This is a genomic window from Streptomyces xinghaiensis S187, assembly GCF_000220705.2.
Lineage (GTDB): Bacteria > Actinomycetota > Actinomycetes > Streptomycetales > Streptomycetaceae > Streptomyces > Streptomyces xinghaiensis.
Genome location: NZ_CP023202.1, coordinates 4310320 through 4325831 on the forward strand (window position 1 = coordinate 4310320; position 15512 = coordinate 4325831).

The window sequence follows — 15512 nt, forward strand, 5'->3', positions numbered from 1 at the left end:
GGCCTCCGGCCGTACCGGCCGCGGTGCTCCCCGCCGCTACGGCCGGGGCCGCCGTCCCCGCGCGGAGCGGGCCGCCCCGGCCATCCGGGTCACCCCGGACATCCGCGCCACGCGCCGCAGTTGCCGGCCCGGCCAGGAGTGCTCCGACTTCCCGGGCAGACCGAGGGCGGTCAGCCGGCGGCGCTTGAAGTACCGCCGGGTGTCCTCCCCGAGCCGGCCGTCCTTCCCCAGCCGGGCCTCCAGCCAGGCCGCGCTCTCCGCGCGCAGCCACGGGTACGCCTCCGGGCGCATGCAGAACCCGACGGTGCGGACCAGCGGCGTCAGCCCGTCCACGTCCCAGGAGTCCGGCCGCGCGCCCGGGGGCCCGGCCGCCGCCCCCGTCGTCTCCGCTGCTGTTCCCGCCGCCGGTTCCGCTGCCGGTTCCGCTGCCGTCCCCGCGAACGCGCCGATCCCGGGGATGAGGTGATCGGTGATCGTCAGCGGGACGCGGTTGCTGTTCTCGTACGGGGCGATCCGTTCCAGCAGCAGATCCGTGCCGACCCGGGCGACCGGGATGCCGTAGCAGACGGCGGCGGTGAACATCGCCGTGGAGAAGCAGCCGACGACCAGCCGGAGTTCACCGCTGCGGAACAGTTCCTCGGCGAGCATCGGGGTGCCGGTGACGGTCAGCCGCACCCCGGCCTCCGCAGCGGCCTTCTCCAGCGCCCTGGAGTAGCGGGCCGGCGCCGTGGGGTGCGGTTTGAACAGCACGGAGCGGTGCCCGGCCGCGGCGGCCCCGCGCAGCATCCGCTCGTGCAGCGCCTCCTCCTCGGCGGGGGTGAGGATGTCCAGCGCGGCGAGGTACTGGCCGAGCAGGACGGCCGTGGGGGCGCCCGGGGCCGTGGCGCCGCCGGCCGCGGCCGCGGTGTCCTCGCCGGATTCCGGCCCCGGCCCCGGCCCCGGCTCCGTCCCGGCTCCCGCATCCGGCCCGCTGATCTCCTCGATCACCTTCTTCAGCGCCTCGATGGGCACCAGTTCGGCCGGCACCCCGTACTCGGAGAGCAGCAGCGGCCGCAGGCCCGGCACCAGGTCCGGGTGGAGCAGCCGCCGGATGCGGCGGGCGAGGGGGCCCGGCAGCGGGTTGCGGGTGGGGCCGTAGCTCATCAGGCCGTCGGCGTAGACGTCCACCGTGCTCTCGGCGAAGATCGTGGCGAGCGCCCGAGCCGGGCTGACCTGCACCGACTCCACGGCCAGCTCCACCGGCCCGTCCCCCAGCCGCCAGGAGTGGCGGAAGAGGCGCTGCCAGATCTCGGCGTCGTTCGCCGCCGGCGACCAGGTGCTGGGATGGTGCGGGCGGATGGCGGCGTTCCAGTCGACGATGTCGTCGAAACGGGCGGCCAGCCGGTCCCAGCCGCGCATCTCCGTGAGCCGGACGGCGGTCTCCGGCACCGCCGCGTTGTGCGAGACGAGCAGCACCCGGCGGACGTCCTCCCGGGGGCCGAACTGCCCTCCCTCCAGGGCCGCGACGAGCGTTGCCGCCCCGTAGAGCGTGGAGACCTGGAAGAGCTGGACGGTCTGCGGCCCGGTGGTCTCCGGCCCGCCGGTCCTCGCGCCCACGGTCAGGCGGCCTTACGGGCCGGGCGCAGGGCGCCGAGCAGCCGGCCGCGTTCCGGGCCCATGTCGGTGAGGGTCCGCTCCAGGACGTCCGCCGGCATCCGTCCGAGCGCGGCGGCGGCCTCGCGCTTCAGCCGCCGCGCGACCCGGGGCTGGTACCGGTCCGCCTTGGACAGGTGGAAGGCGATCAGGGCGCAGTAGGTGCGCACCACCTTGGGGAGGAAGCGGTCGCGCTCGCGGTCGGCCAGCACCAGGTCGAGCATCGCGTCGTGGGCGGGGATGAAGTCGAGCTGGCGCTCGTCGAGGATCTGGGTGAGCGAGGTGGTGAGGCCACGCCGGTAGAAGACGCCGAGCAGGCCGACGGTCGCGCAGGTCTCGGCGGTCAGATAGAGCCGCCAGGTCCACAGCCGGTCCTCGGCGGTGCGCAGGTCCGTGTCGAAGCGGAGGGCCCCGTTCTCGAACAGCCGGCGGTGGTAGATCCCGGCCCAGACGAACGGGTAGTCGACCATCGTCTCCATGTGGGGCGGGTTGACGGCGTCCCGGGGGCTGCAGACCGCGTTCCGCAGGGAGGCGGGGGCACGGCGCACGACCCGGTCCTTCCCCGTGGACTGGACGTGGTCGGTGCGGACGAAGTCGCAGCCGAGCGATTCCGCGGCGGCCAGCAGATTCTCCAGATAGCCGCGGCCGTACCAGTCGTCGCCGTCGAGGAAGGTGATCCAGCGTCCGCTCGCCGCCTCCAGACCGGTGTTGCGGGCCCGGGAGATGCCGCCGTTCTCCGGCTGCCGGATGACCGTCGCACGGGGCAGTTCGCGCCGCGCGCGGTCGAGGATCTCCGCGGAGGCGTCGGTGGAGTGGTCGTCGACGAGGATGAACTCGATGTGCTCCCCGGCGTTGTTGGCCAGGCTGCGCAGGGTGTCCGGCAGGTACTGCTGGACGTTGTAGCAGGGAACTATGACGGAGAGCTTGGTCACCTGGCTGCCTTGTCGCGATCGGGTGTCGTCAGCGGGACGGTAGGGGAAACGGCGGCCCTCCCGGATGGCCTCCGGGGGAGCACGGGGTGAACGCCGGGTGTCGGCTCGGTGCGGTGGGGCGCGGTGTGCGTGGCGGGCGGAGGGCTCAGCCGAGCCACCGCCGCAGCCGGAGCCGTCCCCAGAGCAGGCTCGTCCCGAACGACAGCACGATGGTGGCCGCGGTCAGCACGACCGTGAGCACGCCGGCACGGAGCGCTCCCAGTCCGGCGTCGACGAACGGGTGTGCCAGCACGTCGATCACCAGGACGTGCACCAGATACGCGCCGTACGCCGCCGCCGCGAGCCGGCCCAGCGCCGGCCGCAGCCGCTCCGGGACGCGGACCCGGTGGAGGGAGAGCAGCACCCCGCCCATGAACAGGGCGACGAGCAGATGGGCGTTGGGGATGACGTAGTGCACCGCGTGCTGGTACCAGAGGATGCCGCCCATCGCGAGGACCGCCAGCACCACCCACGGCGCCCGCCGCTTGCCCAGCGCGCCCGCGGGCAGCGCGAACAGCAGGGCGCCCAGGACGGCGTACACGATCTGGTAGACCACGAACCCCCAGCCGAACCGGGGCATCTCCCAGCCGGTGAACTCCCCGATGTCGCCCATCAGTTGCGGCGCCGCGGCGAGCGCCAGCAGCCCCGCGCCCAGGCCCCACGGGCGCCGGCCGGAGCGCACCAGGGCGGCGCAGGCCAGCAGCGTGATCACCGGCAGGTAGGTGTAGAGGTACCAGAGGTGGTACGCGGGGCGTACGGAGGCGAAGACGGAGTCCAGCGCCAGTTCGCCGATGGGGTCCTCGTTGGTGCCGCGCCACCGCCCCCAGGCGAGGTAGACCGCGGTCCAGACGGCCAGCGGCACACCGATCTTGACGATCCGCTGCCAGACGCGCCGGCCGTCCCGCGGCGGGGCGCCGGCCAGCACGGCCCAACCGGCGATGGCGAAGTACATGGGCACCGCGAACCGGCTGACGGCGTCGGCGCTCATGCCCGCCCAGTACGCGGCCGGACCACCCGCCTCCTGACGGCCCACGGCGGCGATGAAGGCCGAGCCGACGTGACCCAGGATCACGCCGCAGGAGCAGAGCATCCGGATCAGATCGATGTCGTACCGGTGCTCCCGGGGAGCCGGGGCCGTGGGCGCGGGTGCGGGCGCGGGTGCGCCGGAAGCCTTGCCGGGAGCGGCGGACACCGCGGATCCGGCCGGAGTGGCGGGGCCGGTGGATGCCACGGTCGTCCCGCCCGGGCCGGAGTCGCGGCCGCCGGGCGGTTCCTCCGCCCGCCCGGACGGTTCCGCCACCGTGGCGGCGACTGCGGCGGCCGCGGGGCGCGGTGCGGGGGCGCGGCCGGACGTCACATCGTTGGAGGGCACGGATCACCTGGGGAGGAGCGGGGGCGGAGAGGGAGGCCGGCGGCGCACGGCACCCGCCGGGCCCGTGACATCACGCCGAAGGGCGAGACTCCCACCCCCGGGCGACGGCCGGCGGACGCCGAGGGGAACGCCGGGCGAACTCCCGGCGACCCCGCCCCCTCCCCGATCCCGGCCCCGCCCCCGGCACCCGCCGCGGGCGCGGTGGTCACCATCCTGCTCCGCCTGCTGTGCGAGCCGACCGTGATGCTCTTCAACGCCCCCGGTTCGTCGTACCGCCCCCTGCGGGACGACCTCGGCGTGGCCGCCCTCCGGCGGGCCCGCCGGCGCCGATGACCCGGGGCGGTCCGCGGCCGCCGGGGCAGTCCGGAAGAAGTGCTGGTTCCCGCCGCCCGGACTGCCTAATATCGATCACCGCACCGACCGTGCACCGCCCCGCCACGCACACCACCCGCCACGCACACCGCCCACGCACCGCCGCATGGCCCACGCTCCCCGCCCCGACGGGCGCCGGGAGCCCCACCGCCGGGAGGCACAATGCACCGCCGCAGGTCCGCGCTCTCCGTCACCGCCGTCGCGCTGCTCGCCGCGGCGCCGCTCCTCACCGGGTGCGGCAGTGACGCCCATCCGGGGGCCGCGGCCGTGGTGGACGGCGACAAGATCACGGTGTCCCAGGTCCAGGCGCAGGCCCGGGACGTCCGGGCGGCGCAGAGCGAGTCCAAGGACGCGGACCAGCTCATCAAGGGCACGGGCCGGCTCAGCCGCTCCACCCTCAACAGCATGATCTTCGACAAGGTGCTGGCGCGGGCCGCGAAGGACGCCGGGGTGAGCGCGAGCCGTTCCGACGTCCAGCGGATCAGGGAGCAGGCCGAGAAGGCCGCGGGCGGCGCGGACCGGCTGCGCGAGATGTGGCTCCAGCAGTACTCCATCGGCCCGGACCAGCTGGAGGACACCCTCCGCAACCAGGTCCTCATGGACAAGCTCGCGGAGAGCCTGGGCGCGGACCGGACCACCCCGGAGGGCCAGGAGAAGGTCGTCGGGGCCCTGCAGAAGGCGTCCGAGAGCATGGGCATCGACGTCAACCCGCGCTTCGGCACGTGGAACGACGAGCAGGTGCTGCTCGACACCGTCCAGGAGCCCTGGCTGCAGCCGGAGAAGCAGGCTCCGCGCCAGTCCTGAGCGGCCCCGCCGCCCGGGCCGGGGCCGGCGGCCGCGGGGGACGCCCGGCGGGCGGCGCGGGCGGTGGGTTACGTTCGGTTCCGTGAACGACGCGACAACGGCGGCCGGGCCCGGCGCCCCGGTCCCCTCCGAGAGCGCGGCCCCAGGCCGTATCGTCCTGCTGACCACCAGCCACCGGGTGGCGCCCGGACTGCTGTCCTGGCCCGCCTGGCGGACGCTGCGCGCCGCCGACAGCGTGCTCTGCCCCGACCCGGACCACCCGCAGCTGCCGTATCTGCGGGAGGCGGGTATCGCGGTGGAGTCTGGCGGGGAGCTGCCGTCCGCCGAGGAGCTGGTCGCCTACTGCACCGGGGACGCGGGGACGGAGGCAGCGGCGGGCGGCCGCACGGTCGTCGTCGTCCCGTCCGGTGAGGGCGAACCGCGGCTGACCGACGGGCTGGCCCGGCTGGCCGGCTCCGGCCGCGTCCGGATGCCGGACCTGGAGCTGCTCCCCGCCTCGTACGACCTGCCGGGCGCCCGGCTGCTGGACCTGGTGCAGGTCATGGACACCATCCGCGCCGAGTGCCCGTGGAGCAGCCGGCAGACCAGTGAGGGCCTGGTCAAGTACGGCATCGAAGAGGCGTACGAACTGGTCGAGGCCATCGAGGAGGGCGACCGGGAGGCGCTCCGCGAGGAGCTGGGCGATGTGCTGCTCCAGGTCGTCTTCCACGCCCGGATCGCCGAGGAGGACCCGGAGGAGCCGTTCTCCATCGACGACGTGGCGGGCACGATCGTGGAGAAGCTCGTCCACCGCCATCCGCACATCTTCGGCGACGAGGCCGCCGAGACCCCCGAGGACGTCAAGGCGCACTGGCTGCGCACCAAGGCGGCCGAGAAGCGGCGCGAGTCCGTGACCGAGGGCATCCCGCTGGGCCAGCCCGCGCTGGCGCTGGCCGCCAAGCTCGCCTCCCGCGTCCGGACCGCCGGACTGGAGGTCCCCCTCCCGTCCGCGGCCGGTGACGGCGACGGCTTCGGCGAGGCGCTGCTGGCCCTGGCGGTGCGGGCCGAGGCGGCCGGCACCGACCCGGAGTCCGCGCTCCGCGCGGCCGCCCGGGCCTACCGGGACGCCGTCCGGGCGGCCGAGCGGTCCGATTGATCCCGATCCGCAGGGGTACCCGGCAGCCATGGATCTGCTGAGCTTGGAATTCGCGGTGGAGGACGACCACCTGGTGGGTCTCGGCCCGCTGTTCATCGGGCTGGCACTCGTGGCGGCCCTGATCGCGGCCGTGTGGTTCGGGCGGAGGATGAAGGCGCGGGAGCCCGGTGTCCCCAAGGGGCCGCAGCAGCGCTCCGGCGCCTGGCAGACCCGCCAGGAGTACGGTCACACCACGCCACCGGACCACGGGCCGGGGCACCAGGACACCCTGGGGACCGGGGAGGCGGTCGAGGGACACCGCGACCACTCTCCCGAACTGCCCCGGGACGGCCATCGGTACCTCCCCCACGAGCTGGGCCCGTACGGCGTCGAGGAAGAGGCTCCCGGCACCGGCGAGGTCGGCGGCCCCGCCCCGAAGCGTCAGACCTGGGACCGCGGCGGCAGCGGCCACGGCACGGGCTGAGACCGTCGGGCGCAGAGGGCGACGGGCCGGCCGGCCGGCGCGGGGAGCGGGGAACGGCCCGGAATCGTACGGTGCCGACCGCCGGCCGGGAGACCGGGCGCCGGCCGGCACGCCCCCGATCACCGCACGTCATGAGGCCCTTCGCTCCGGCAGAGACTGTTGACGCCGTGTCTACCGGCGGCGAGACTGCCCGGCATGACGATCAGCGGGTGGAGCGAAGTACGCGGCGGCGGCACCGGCCGGGGCGCCGCCGTCCCGGCCGGCGCGGAGCGGGGCCGGGCGGGCCGGACGGCCCGCCGGGGCGGGCTGCTGCGGCGGACCGCCGCGGCCGCCGCCCGGATGGCGCGGCCCGACGGCCACGGGCGCGGCCCGCTGGTCGCCTTCGGCGCGCTGGCCGCCGCCGACCTGATAGCCGTGGCCCGCGGCCCCCGCGGCTGGGAGCGCGCCGCCAAGCCCCTGCTGATGCCCGCCCTCGCGGCCCACGCGCTGCGCCGCAGGCCCGACGGGAAGACGCCCGCACCGGCACCGCTGGTCGCGGGCCTCGCCTGTGCCACCGCCGGTGACACCGCCCTGCTGTTCGACGAGCACGAGCCCGCCTTCCTCCTCGGCATGGCCGCCTTCCTCGGCACCCAGGTCAGCTACACCACCGGCTACGCCCGGCTCGGCGCGTTCCGCGCGATCCGCGAGCGGCCCCTGCCGGCCCTCGGCTGCCTGGCCGCCTGGGCGGCCGCCAACGCGGTCATCTCCCCGGGGCTGGAGAAGAAGCTGCGCCTGCCGGTCGCTGGATACAGCCTGGCGCTGATGACGATGGGCGCGGCCGGCCTCGGGGTCGGGGGCAAGGTGGGCGCGGGAGCGGTGGCGTTCGTCGGCTCGGACCTGCTGATCGGCCTCCAGGCCGCGGGCCGCAAGGTGCCGGGCCAGGAGCTCATGATCATGGCGGGCTATCTCGCCGGCCAGTACCTGATCACCACCGGCTGGCTGGAACGCCGGGAGGAGCGGGAGCGCTCCCTGCCCGGCTGACGCCGCTGGGGCCGCACGGTCCGCGACGGGCGAGGCCGCGAGCCACCGGAGCACCGGCCGGCCGGGCACCGGCGGACCCCCGCCCAGGCAGAGCCCAGCCACCGCCCAGGCAGAGCCCGGCCACCGCCCGGACAGAGACCGGCCACCGCTCAGGCACCGTCCGTGGCCCGCCCGGTCCCCGGGACGGGGGCCCCGCGGCCCCGTCCGGGCGCCGGGTACGGTCGGACACGTGCCCGAGAAGACCGCCGCCCCGTCCCCGCCCGAGCTGTTCACCAAGGAGTTCGCCGACGATCCGTACCCGGCGTACGCCTGGCTGCGCGAGCACAGCCCCGTGCACCGCACCACGCTGCCCAGCGGGGTGGAGGCCTGGCTCGTGACCCGGTACGCCGACGCCCGGCAGGCCCTGGCCGACGGGCGGTTGTCGAAGAACCCCGCGCATCACTCCGGGCCGGCGCACGCCAAGGGCAAGACGGGCATCCCCGGGGAGCGCGGCGCCGATCTGATGACCCATCTGCTGAACATCGACCCGCCCGACCACACCCGGCTGCGCCGTCTCGTCTCCAAGGCGTTCACCCCCCGCCGGGTGGCCGCCTTCGAGCCGCGCGTACGGGAGCTGACGGACCGGCTCATCGACGGCTTCGCGGCCCGCGGGGAGGCCGATCTCATCCACGAGTTCGCGTTCCCGCTGCCCATTTACGCGATCTGCGATCTGCTGGGCGTCCCGCGCGAGGACCAGGACGACTTCCGTGACTGGGCGGGCATGATGATGCGCCACTCCGGGCCGGGCGGCGACCGGGCGCCGCGCGGCGGCGTGGGCCGGTCGGTCCGGAAGATGCGCGACTACCTCGCCGAGCTGATCCACCGCAAGCGGGCCGCGCTCGGACCGGTGGCCCGCCCCGGTGAGGACCTGATCTCCGGTCTGATCCGGGCGAGCGACCACGGCGAGCACCTCACCGAGGGGGAGGCCGCCGCCATGGCCTTCATCCTCCTCTTCGCCGGCTTCGAGACCACCGTCAACCTCATCGGCAACGGCATGTACACCCTGCTCCGCCAACCCGGCCCGCGCGAGCGGCTCCAGCGCTCACTGGCCGCCGGCGAGACTGAGCTGCTGGCGACCGGGGTCGAGGAACTGCTGCGCTACGACGGCCCGGTGGAGCTGGCGACCTGGCGCTACGCGTCCGAGCCGGCCGTCATCGGCGGGCAGCGCATCGCCGCCGGCGACCCGGTGCTGGTGGTGCTCGCCGCCGCCGACCGGGACCCGGCGCGCTTCACGGACCCGGACGCCCTGGACCTCTCCCGCACCGACAATCCGCACCTCGGCTACGGCCACGGCATCCACTACTGCCTCGGGGCTCCGCTCGCCCGGCTGGAGGCGCGCACCGCGCTGGCGGCCCTGCTGCGCAGGCTCCCGGATCTCCGACTGGCGGCCGATCCGGCGGAGTTGCGATGGCGCGGCGGACTGATCATGCGCGGCCTGCGTACCCTGCCGGTGGAGTTCGCCCCTGTGCCCGTACCGGACCCGGGGGAAACGCGCCGCACCTGACGTGACATCATTCGTGATCTTCGCGTGATCTCCACTACATCGACTTGTGACGCGCCTCCGGTGCCCGCTATTTTTCGGCGGGACTCGACCTTCGGCCCTCGACGAAAGGCCCTTCATGCTTTCCGGCAACGGCAGACACCGCAAACCCCGTCAGGCTCCGGCCCTTCTCGTCACGGCGGGCGTGGCCGGCGCGGGGATCGCGATGCCGCTGCTCGGCGCGACGGGTGCGCAGGCCGCCGACGCCGGCACCTGGGACAAGGTCGCCGAGTGCGAGAGCGGCGGCCTGTGGAGCGCGGACACCGGCAACGGCTACTACGGCGGACTGCAGTTCACCCAGCAGACGTGGGAGCAGTACGGCGGGCTGGACTACGCGCCCAGCGCCGACCAGGCCAGCCGCAACGCGCAGATCGCCGTCGCGGAGAAGGTCCTCGCGGCCGTCGGCCCGAGCGCCTGGCCGAAGTGCGGTGCGGACGCGGGCCTCACCGGGAACGGCAAGGCGGCGGACGCGGCCTCCGAGGACTCCGGGGCCGAGAGCGCGGAGCAGTCGGGCGGTCTGCTCGGCGGCCTGCTGGAGACCGGCGGCTCCGGTGACGACGCGGACGGCTCCGGCGCCGGGGACTCCGCGCCGGGGCAGGGCGGCGAGTCCGCCGCGCCGTCGGACGAGGAGGAGCCGGACGAGGGCCTCCTCGACCTGGGGCTGTCCGGCACCGCCGAGGAGAAGGCCCCCTCCAAGAGCGGCAAGCACCGCGGCGAGCCCGCGCCGGAGCAGACCGCGGCGGAGGCCGGGGACGAGGACGAGGACCGCGCGTCCGGGCGCCACGCCTCCCGTGACGACGCGGCGGCCGACCGCGGCACCGAGCGCACGTCGCCGGAGCCCGGCCCCTACGCCGTGCTTCCGGAGGCCGTCTACGGCGGCGCGGCCGACGACCGTTCGGTGTCGGGCGAGTGGACGTACTCCGCGAACGCCGCGACGTGGTCGGCGCGGCCCGCACTCTGATCCGCCCCGGCGGCGGCCGGGCGCGCACCGTCCCGCGGGACGCGGGCCCCGGCTCCGGCCGCTCCGGGCCGGTGCGGCAGCGCACCGGTGCGGCGTGCGGTCCCTGCGTCCCATCGGATGAACCGGGGCCACCGGCCGCCCTCTTCGCCGTCCCGGCCGCCACCTGCGACAACGGCGGCACGGACGACCGTGCGGGAGGAAAGTGACGGTGTGTCGGGTTATGTCCCGTCAGTGACGATGTGCTTAACGTCTTATCGCTCGCCGCCAGCGGGCACCCCCGACCACCACGCCGAGTCCTGCCGGTGGCCGGAGGGCAGTCGCCGCGCAAGCGCCGTAGGCAGGAGCGGGGGACCCAGGTAAGTGCCGTGAGGACCGCCCGCGCGGACCGACCGGCTAGGGGTGAAGCCCAGTGCGGGAGCACTCGGCAGGGCCGCTCACAGCCCCAACCCGACAGCTCACCTCGCAGGCGTCGGTGAGAGAGACGTTTCATGCTGCGTACCGGTTACAAGGGCAGGCACCGCCGCCCCGCCCCGCCCAAGTCACGTCGTATCGTCACGTTCGCCGGCGCCGCCGGCACCGCCGCGGCCATCCCGCTCGTGGGCACCGCCGACACCGCCTCCGCCGCCTCCGTCGACACCTGGGAGGCCGTGGCCCAGTGCGAGTCCAGCGGCAACTGGAAGATCAACACCGGCAACGGCCACTACGGCGGGCTGCAGTTCAAGCAGTCCAGCTGGAAGGCCGCGGGCGGGCTGCGCTACGCCCCGCGCGCCGACCTCGCCACCAAGGAAGAGCAGATCGCGACCGCCGAACGGCTGCTCGCCATGCAGGGGCCGGGCGCCTGGACCTGCGCCGGGGCGGGGGGGCTGAAGGCGGGCGGCCCCGCCCCCGGCGTCGCCCCGCTCACCGGACTCGGCCGGGACTCCGGCGAGCAGGAGCGGGAGCAGGCCGCGCCGCGGCAGGAGCGGTCCGCGGACGCGCCCGCCGTCCGGGCGGAGCGGCGGGACACGGCCGCAGCGCCGAAGACCGGGGAAGCCGACGGGGCGGAGAAGAAATCCGCTCCCGAGCTGGTCGACGGCAAGTACGAGGTCGTCGAGGGCGACACCCTCTCCGAGATCGCCGAGACCCTGGGGATCAAGGGCGGCTGGCAGAAGCTCTACGCCATGAACCGGGACAAGATCGACGCCCCGGACGTCATCTACCCCGGCCAGCTCCTCCGGCTGAGCTGACCGCCCCGCAGGGCCGCCCCGCTCCCGGCGGCACGGCACCGGCACGGCGCGCCCACCGGCGGCGCCGGGCCGGTGCCTTTCCGTTCCCGGCGCCACGGCGCCACGGCGCCCCCGGGCACCTCTTCGAGCCACCTCTTCCGAGGTGATTGCCCCCTCAATGCCGGATTTCGGATGTCTTTTCGTCTCGCCGGACGGGCGGTCGGCCGACCCCGGCCCCCGGGACGGTTAGGCTCGTGGCGCAGAGCCGTTCGCGGCGAGAAAGACACTGCGATCCAGCGTCACATTCCCAGAAGGAGATGCTCGTGCCGTCCATCGACGTCGTCGTAGCCCGGGAGATCCTCGACTCGCGAGGCAACCCAACGGTCGAGGTCGAGGTCGGCCTCGACGACGGCAGCACCGGCCGTGCTGCCGTCCCCTCCGGTGCCTCCACCGGTGCGTTCGAGGCCCTCGAGCTCCGTGACGGCGACAAGAACCGCTACGGCGGCAAGGGTGTGGAGAAGGCCGTCCTCGCGGTCATCGAGCAGATCGGCCCGGAGCTCGTCGGCTACGACGCCACCGAGCAGCGGCTGATCGACCAGGCGATGTTCGACCTGGACGCCACCCCCGACAAGTCCTCGCTCGGCGCCAACGCCATCCTCGGCGTCTCGCTCGCCGTGGCGCACGCCGCCTCCGAGGCGTCCGACCTGCCGCTCTTCCGCTACCTCGGCGGCCCGAACGCCCACCTGCTGCCGGTCCCGATGATGAACATCCTGAACGGCGGCTCGCACGCCGACTCCAACGTGGACATCCAGGAGTTCATGATCGCCCCCATCGGCGCGGAGTCCTTCTCCGAGGCGGTGCGCTGGGGCGCGGAGGTCTACCACACCCTCAAGACCGTCCTGAAGGAGCGCGGCCTGGGCACCGGCCTGGGCGACGAGGGCGGCTTCGCCCCGAACCTCGGCTCCAACCGCGAGGCCCTGGACCTCATCGTGGAGGCCATCCGCAAGGCCGGTTACGAGCCGGGCCAGGACATCGCCCTGGCGCTCGACGTGGCCGCCACCGAGTTCCACAAGGACGGCTCCTACTCCTTCGAGGGCAAGTCCCTCTCGGCCGCCGAGATGACCGACTACTACGCCGAGCTCGTCGCCGCGTACCCGCTGGTCTCCATCGAGGACCCGCTGAACGAGGAGGACTGGGAGGGCTGGAAGACCCTCACCGAGAAGCTCGGCGACAAGGTGCAGATCGTCGGTGACGACCTGTTCGTCACCAACCCCGAGCGCCTCGCCCGCGGTATCGAGAGCGACACCGCCAACGCGCTCCTGGTGAAGGTGAACCAGATCGGCTCGCTGACCGAGACCCTGGACGCCGTCGAGCTGGCCCAGCGCAACGGCTACAAGTGCATGATGTCCCACCGCTCCGGCGAGACCGAGGACGTCACCATCGCCGACCTGGCCGTCGCCACCAACTGCGGCCAGATCAAGACCGGTGCACCGGCCCGCTCCGAGCGCGTCGCCAAGTACAACCAGCTGCTGCGCATCGAGGAGATCCTCGACGACGCCGCGGTGTACGCCGGCCGCTCCGCGTTCCCGCGCTTCGGCCGCTAGCCCCGGCGCACGCCAGTACGTCAGTACGGCACGTCCCCGGCCCGGTCCCGTACCGTGGCCGGGGACGTGACGCAACGGACGACAGGGGAGGCGAGCGTGTCCGCGGACCGCGACAGGGGTGCCCCCGCCGGCGGCGGGGCGAGGTTGTCCGGATTCTCCCCCTTTTCCCAGCAGGGCTCGACCGCGACCCGGCTGCGGGCCCTCGGCGAGCAGGCCGCCGCCCGGGTCTACCGGGCCCGGCCCCGGCGCCGCAACCGGTTGACGGGCCGGGCCGCGCTGCTGGCGCTGGTCGTGTGCACGCTGGTCGTCGCCCTCGCCTATCCGATGCGGCAGTGGGTCTCGCAGCAGTCGGAGATCGCCGAACAGCAGCGCCGCGCCGAGGAGGCGCGGGCGGCGGTCGAGGAGCTGCGCGACCTCAAGGCCCGCTGGCAGGACGACGCCTACGCCGAGCGGCAGCTGCGCGAGCGGCTGCACTACGTACGCCCGGGCGAGACCGGCTACATCGTGCCGCGGGGCGCGGACGGCGCCGGGGAGAAGGCCGGGCAGGACGACGACGCCGACGAGCTCCCCTGGTACCGGAAACTGTGGAGCGACGTCGACCGGGCGGACTCCGGCGGCTGACGCACCCGGGGCGGCCCGGGCCCCCCGCCGGCCGCCCTCCCCGTCTCGTCCCGTCCTCCTCGTCCCCCTCCGACCCGTCCGGACTTCCCACCCGAACCGACCGAAGAGATCCGCACCGGCATGGACACGCCCCCTCCCCAGACCGCGCCCACCGCACCCACCGAGGCCGACATCGCGGCGTTCCGCGAGCAACTCGGCCGCCCGCCCCGCGGTTTGCGGGCCATCGCACACCGCTGCCCCTGCGGGCAGCCCGACGTGGTCGAGACGGCGCCGCGGCTGGAGGACGGCACCCCGTTCCCCACGCTGTACTACCTGACCTGCCCGCGCGCCGCCTCCGCGATCGGCACGCTGGAGGCGGAGGGCGTGATGAAGGAGATGACGGCCCGGCTCGCCGAGGACGAGGACCTGGCCGCCGCCTACCGCGCCGCGCACGAGGACTACATCGCCCGCCGTGACGCCGTCGAGGTCCTCCGGGGCTTCCCCAGCGCGGGCGGTATGCCGGACCGGGTGAAGTGCCTGCACGTCCTGGTCGCCCACTCACTGGCCGCCGGCCCGGGCGTCAACCCGCTGGGTGACGAGGCGATCGCCCTGCTGCCGGAGTGGTGGCGCAAGGGCCCGTGCGTGAGCCCGGGCGAACCGGCCGCCGCCGGCCCGGGGGCGCGGGAGCAGGGGAGCGCAGCGGAAGGGGAGACCGCATGACCCGGGTGGCCGCGATCGACTGCGGAACGAACTCCATCCGGCTGCTGGTCGCCGACGCCGACCCGGCCACCGGCGAGCTCACGGACCTGGACCGGCGGATGACGATCGTCCGGCTCGGCCAGGGCGTGGACCGCACCGGCCGGCTGGCGCCGGAGGCCCTGGAGCGCACCTTCGCCGCCTGCCGCGAGTACGCCGACGCCATCCGCTCACTGGGCGCCGGGCCGCTCCGCTTCGTCGCCACCTCCGCCTCCCGCGACGCCGAGAACCGGGACGACTTCGTGCGCGGGGTCCGCGACATCCTGGGCGTCGAGCCGGAGGTCGTCACCGGTGACCAGGAGGCGGAGTTCTCCTTCACCGGGGCGACCCGGGAGCTGGCCGGGCGGCGGGATCTGGACACCCCGTACCTGGTGGTGGACATCGGCGGCGGCTCCACCGAGTTCGTCGTCGGCGCCGAGCGGGTGCGCGCCGCGCGCTCCGTCGACATCGGCTGCGTCCGGATGACCGAACGCCATCTGGTGCGGGACGGCGCGGTCGCCGACCCGCCGTCGCGGGAGCGGATCGCGGCCATACGGGCCGACATCGACGCCGCGCTCGACCTGGCCGGCCGGACGGTGCCGCTGCGCGAGGCCCGGACGCTGGTGGGGCTGGCCGGCTCCGTCACCACCGTGGCCGCGATCGCGCTGGGACTGCCGGAGTACGACTCGGCGGCCATCCACCATTCCCGCGTCCCCGTGGAGCGGGTCCGGGAGATCACCGAGCGCCTGCTGGGCTCAACGCACGCCGAGCGCGCCGCGATCCCGGTGATGCACCCGGGCCGGGTGGACGTGATCGGCGCGGGCGCCCTGGTGCTGCTGGCGGTCATGGAACGGACCGGCGCCGCGGAGGTCGTCGTCAGCGAACACGACATCCTGGACGGCATCGCCTGGTCTCTGGTGGAGGAGCACCGGCAGGGTGACTGATCCGTCGGTCCGTGCCGGCTCGCCGGGACCCGGACGCGCGACGGCCACGGTGCCCCGCTCGGAAATCGGGGCTGCCGTGTGGCCCGAGCGGGACCGTGCGTCCGGGGAGGGGACC

15 protein-coding genes and 1 riboswitch are annotated in these 15512 nt (G+C 74.7%); of the genes, 12 read left to right on the forward strand and 3 right to left on the reverse strand.

Translation table 11 applies throughout. The features are described 5' to 3' along the window. Positions 1-36: 36 nt before the first annotated feature. From SXIN_RS18485 to SXIN_RS18495, 3 genes are all read right to left on the reverse strand, one after another. Positions 37-1596: a polysialyltransferase family glycosyltransferase gene (locus tag SXIN_RS18485; RefSeq protein ID WP_095757240.1), complete on the reverse strand. Its 1560-nt coding sequence runs from the start codon at positions 1594-1596 to the stop codon at positions 37-39. A gap of 2 nt (positions 1597-1598) precedes the next feature. Beyond that, the gene (locus SXIN_RS18490; protein ID WP_095757241.1) at positions 1599-2564 is read right to left on the reverse strand and encodes a glycosyltransferase family 2 protein; all 966 of its coding nucleotides are present in this window, start codon (positions 2562-2564) and stop codon (positions 1599-1601) included. A 145-nt stretch (positions 2565-2709) separates the two neighbouring features. Continuing rightward, positions 2710-3795: an acyltransferase gene (locus SXIN_RS18495; protein WP_039824351.1), complete on the reverse strand. Its 1086-nt coding sequence runs from the start codon at positions 3793-3795 to the stop codon at positions 2710-2712. 381 nt (positions 3796-4176) lie between these two features. Here SXIN_RS18495 and SXIN_RS32780 point away from each other — a divergent pair, with 381 nt between their 5' ends. The 12 genes from SXIN_RS32780 (at position 4177) to SXIN_RS18555 (ending at position 15397) form a co-directional block, all read left to right on the forward strand. Continuing rightward, positions 4177-4308, forward strand: coding sequence for a hypothetical protein (locus tag SXIN_RS32780; protein WP_272951817.1), 132 nt, complete (start codon positions 4177-4179; stop codon positions 4306-4308). Positions 4309-4509: 201 nt separating this feature from the next. Beyond that, on the forward strand, positions 4510-5151 hold the full coding sequence (locus tag SXIN_RS18500; protein ID WP_019706278.1) for a SurA N-terminal domain-containing protein: 642 nt from the start codon (positions 4510-4512) through the stop codon (positions 5149-5151). Between the two features lie 82 nt (positions 5152-5233). Next, a complete protein-coding gene (locus tag SXIN_RS18505; RefSeq protein ID WP_019706143.1) occupies positions 5234-6286 on the forward strand; it encodes a nucleoside triphosphate pyrophosphohydrolase in 1053 nt (350 codons plus the stop codon). Between the two features lie 28 nt (positions 6287-6314). Continuing rightward, the gene (locus tag SXIN_RS18510; protein WP_019706142.1) at positions 6315-6749 is read left to right on the forward strand and encodes a DUF6479 family protein; all 435 of its coding nucleotides are present in this window, start codon (positions 6315-6317) and stop codon (positions 6747-6749) included. A 195-nt stretch (positions 6750-6944) separates the two neighbouring features. Further along, positions 6945-7769: a lysoplasmalogenase gene (locus tag SXIN_RS18515; RefSeq protein WP_238153801.1), complete on the forward strand. Its 825-nt coding sequence runs from the start codon at positions 6945-6947 to the stop codon at positions 7767-7769. A 229-nt stretch (positions 7770-7998) separates the two neighbouring features. Beyond that, on the forward strand, positions 7999-9312 hold the full coding sequence (locus SXIN_RS18520) for a cytochrome P450 family protein (RefSeq protein ID WP_019711739.1): 1314 nt from the start codon (positions 7999-8001) through the stop codon (positions 9310-9312). Positions 9313-9427: 115 nt separating this feature from the next. Then, positions 9428-10309 carry a transglycosylase family protein gene (locus SXIN_RS32785; protein WP_019711738.1) on the forward strand — a complete coding sequence of 294 codons (882 nt, stop codon included), beginning with the start codon at positions 9428-9430 and terminating at the stop codon, positions 10307-10309. 319 nt (positions 10310-10628) lie between these two features. Continuing rightward, positions 10629-10793, forward strand: a riboswitch (cyclic di-AMP (ydaO/yuaA leader). A 4-nt stretch (positions 10794-10797) separates the two neighbouring features. After that, entirely contained in the window at positions 10798-11535 is a 738-nt protein-coding gene (locus SXIN_RS18535) for a LysM peptidoglycan-binding domain-containing protein (RefSeq protein WP_095757243.1), read from the forward strand. 296 nt (positions 11536-11831) lie between these two features. Further along, positions 11832-13118 (forward strand): phosphopyruvate hydratase, encoded by a 1287-nt coding sequence (gene eno, locus SXIN_RS18540; protein ID WP_019711736.1) that lies wholly within the window; start codon positions 11832-11834, stop codon positions 13116-13118. Between the two features lie 144 nt (positions 13119-13262). Next, positions 13263-13739 carry an FtsB family cell division protein gene (locus SXIN_RS18545; protein WP_039824345.1) on the forward strand — a complete coding sequence of 159 codons (477 nt, stop codon included), beginning with the start codon at positions 13263-13265 and terminating at the stop codon, positions 13737-13739. Positions 13740-13859: 120 nt separating this feature from the next. Beyond that, positions 13860-14438 (forward strand): DUF501 domain-containing protein, encoded by a 579-nt coding sequence (locus SXIN_RS18550; protein ID WP_019711734.1) that lies wholly within the window; start codon positions 13860-13862, stop codon positions 14436-14438. After that, a complete protein-coding gene (locus SXIN_RS18555) occupies positions 14435-15397 on the forward strand; it encodes a Ppx/GppA phosphatase family protein (protein ID WP_019711733.1) in 963 nt (320 codons plus the stop codon). The genes SXIN_RS18550 and SXIN_RS18555 overlap by 4 nt, the downstream gene beginning before the upstream one ends. The last annotated feature ends 115 nt before the right edge of the window (positions 15398-15512 follow it).

Coding starts and splice junctions, on each gene's coding strand:
- SXIN_RS18500 (WP_019706278.1), top strand. CDS start 4,510: ATGCACCGCCGCAGGTCCGCGCTCTCCGTCACCGCCGTCGCGCTGCTC.
- SXIN_RS18510 (WP_019706142.1), top strand. CDS start 6,315: ATGGATCTGCTGAGCTTGGAATTCGCGGTGGAGGACGACCACCTGGTG.
- SXIN_RS18515 (WP_238153801.1), top strand. CDS start 6,945: ATGACGATCAGCGGGTGGAGCGAAGTACGCGGCGGCGGCACCGGCCGG.
- SXIN_RS32785 (WP_019711738.1), top strand. CDS start 9,428: ATGCTTTCCGGCAACGGCAGACACCGCAAACCCCGTCAGGCTCCGGCC.
- SXIN_RS18535 (WP_095757243.1), top strand. CDS start 10,798: ATGCTGCGTACCGGTTACAAGGGCAGGCACCGCCGCCCCGCCCCGCCC.
- eno (WP_019711736.1), top strand. CDS start 11,832: ATGCTCGTGCCGTCCATCGACGTCGTCGTAGCCCGGGAGATCCTCGAC.
- SXIN_RS18550 (WP_019711734.1), top strand. CDS start 13,860: ATGGACACGCCCCCTCCCCAGACCGCGCCCACCGCACCCACCGAGGCC.
- SXIN_RS18555 (WP_019711733.1), top strand. CDS start 14,435: ATGACCCGGGTGGCCGCGATCGACTGCGGAACGAACTCCATCCGGCTG.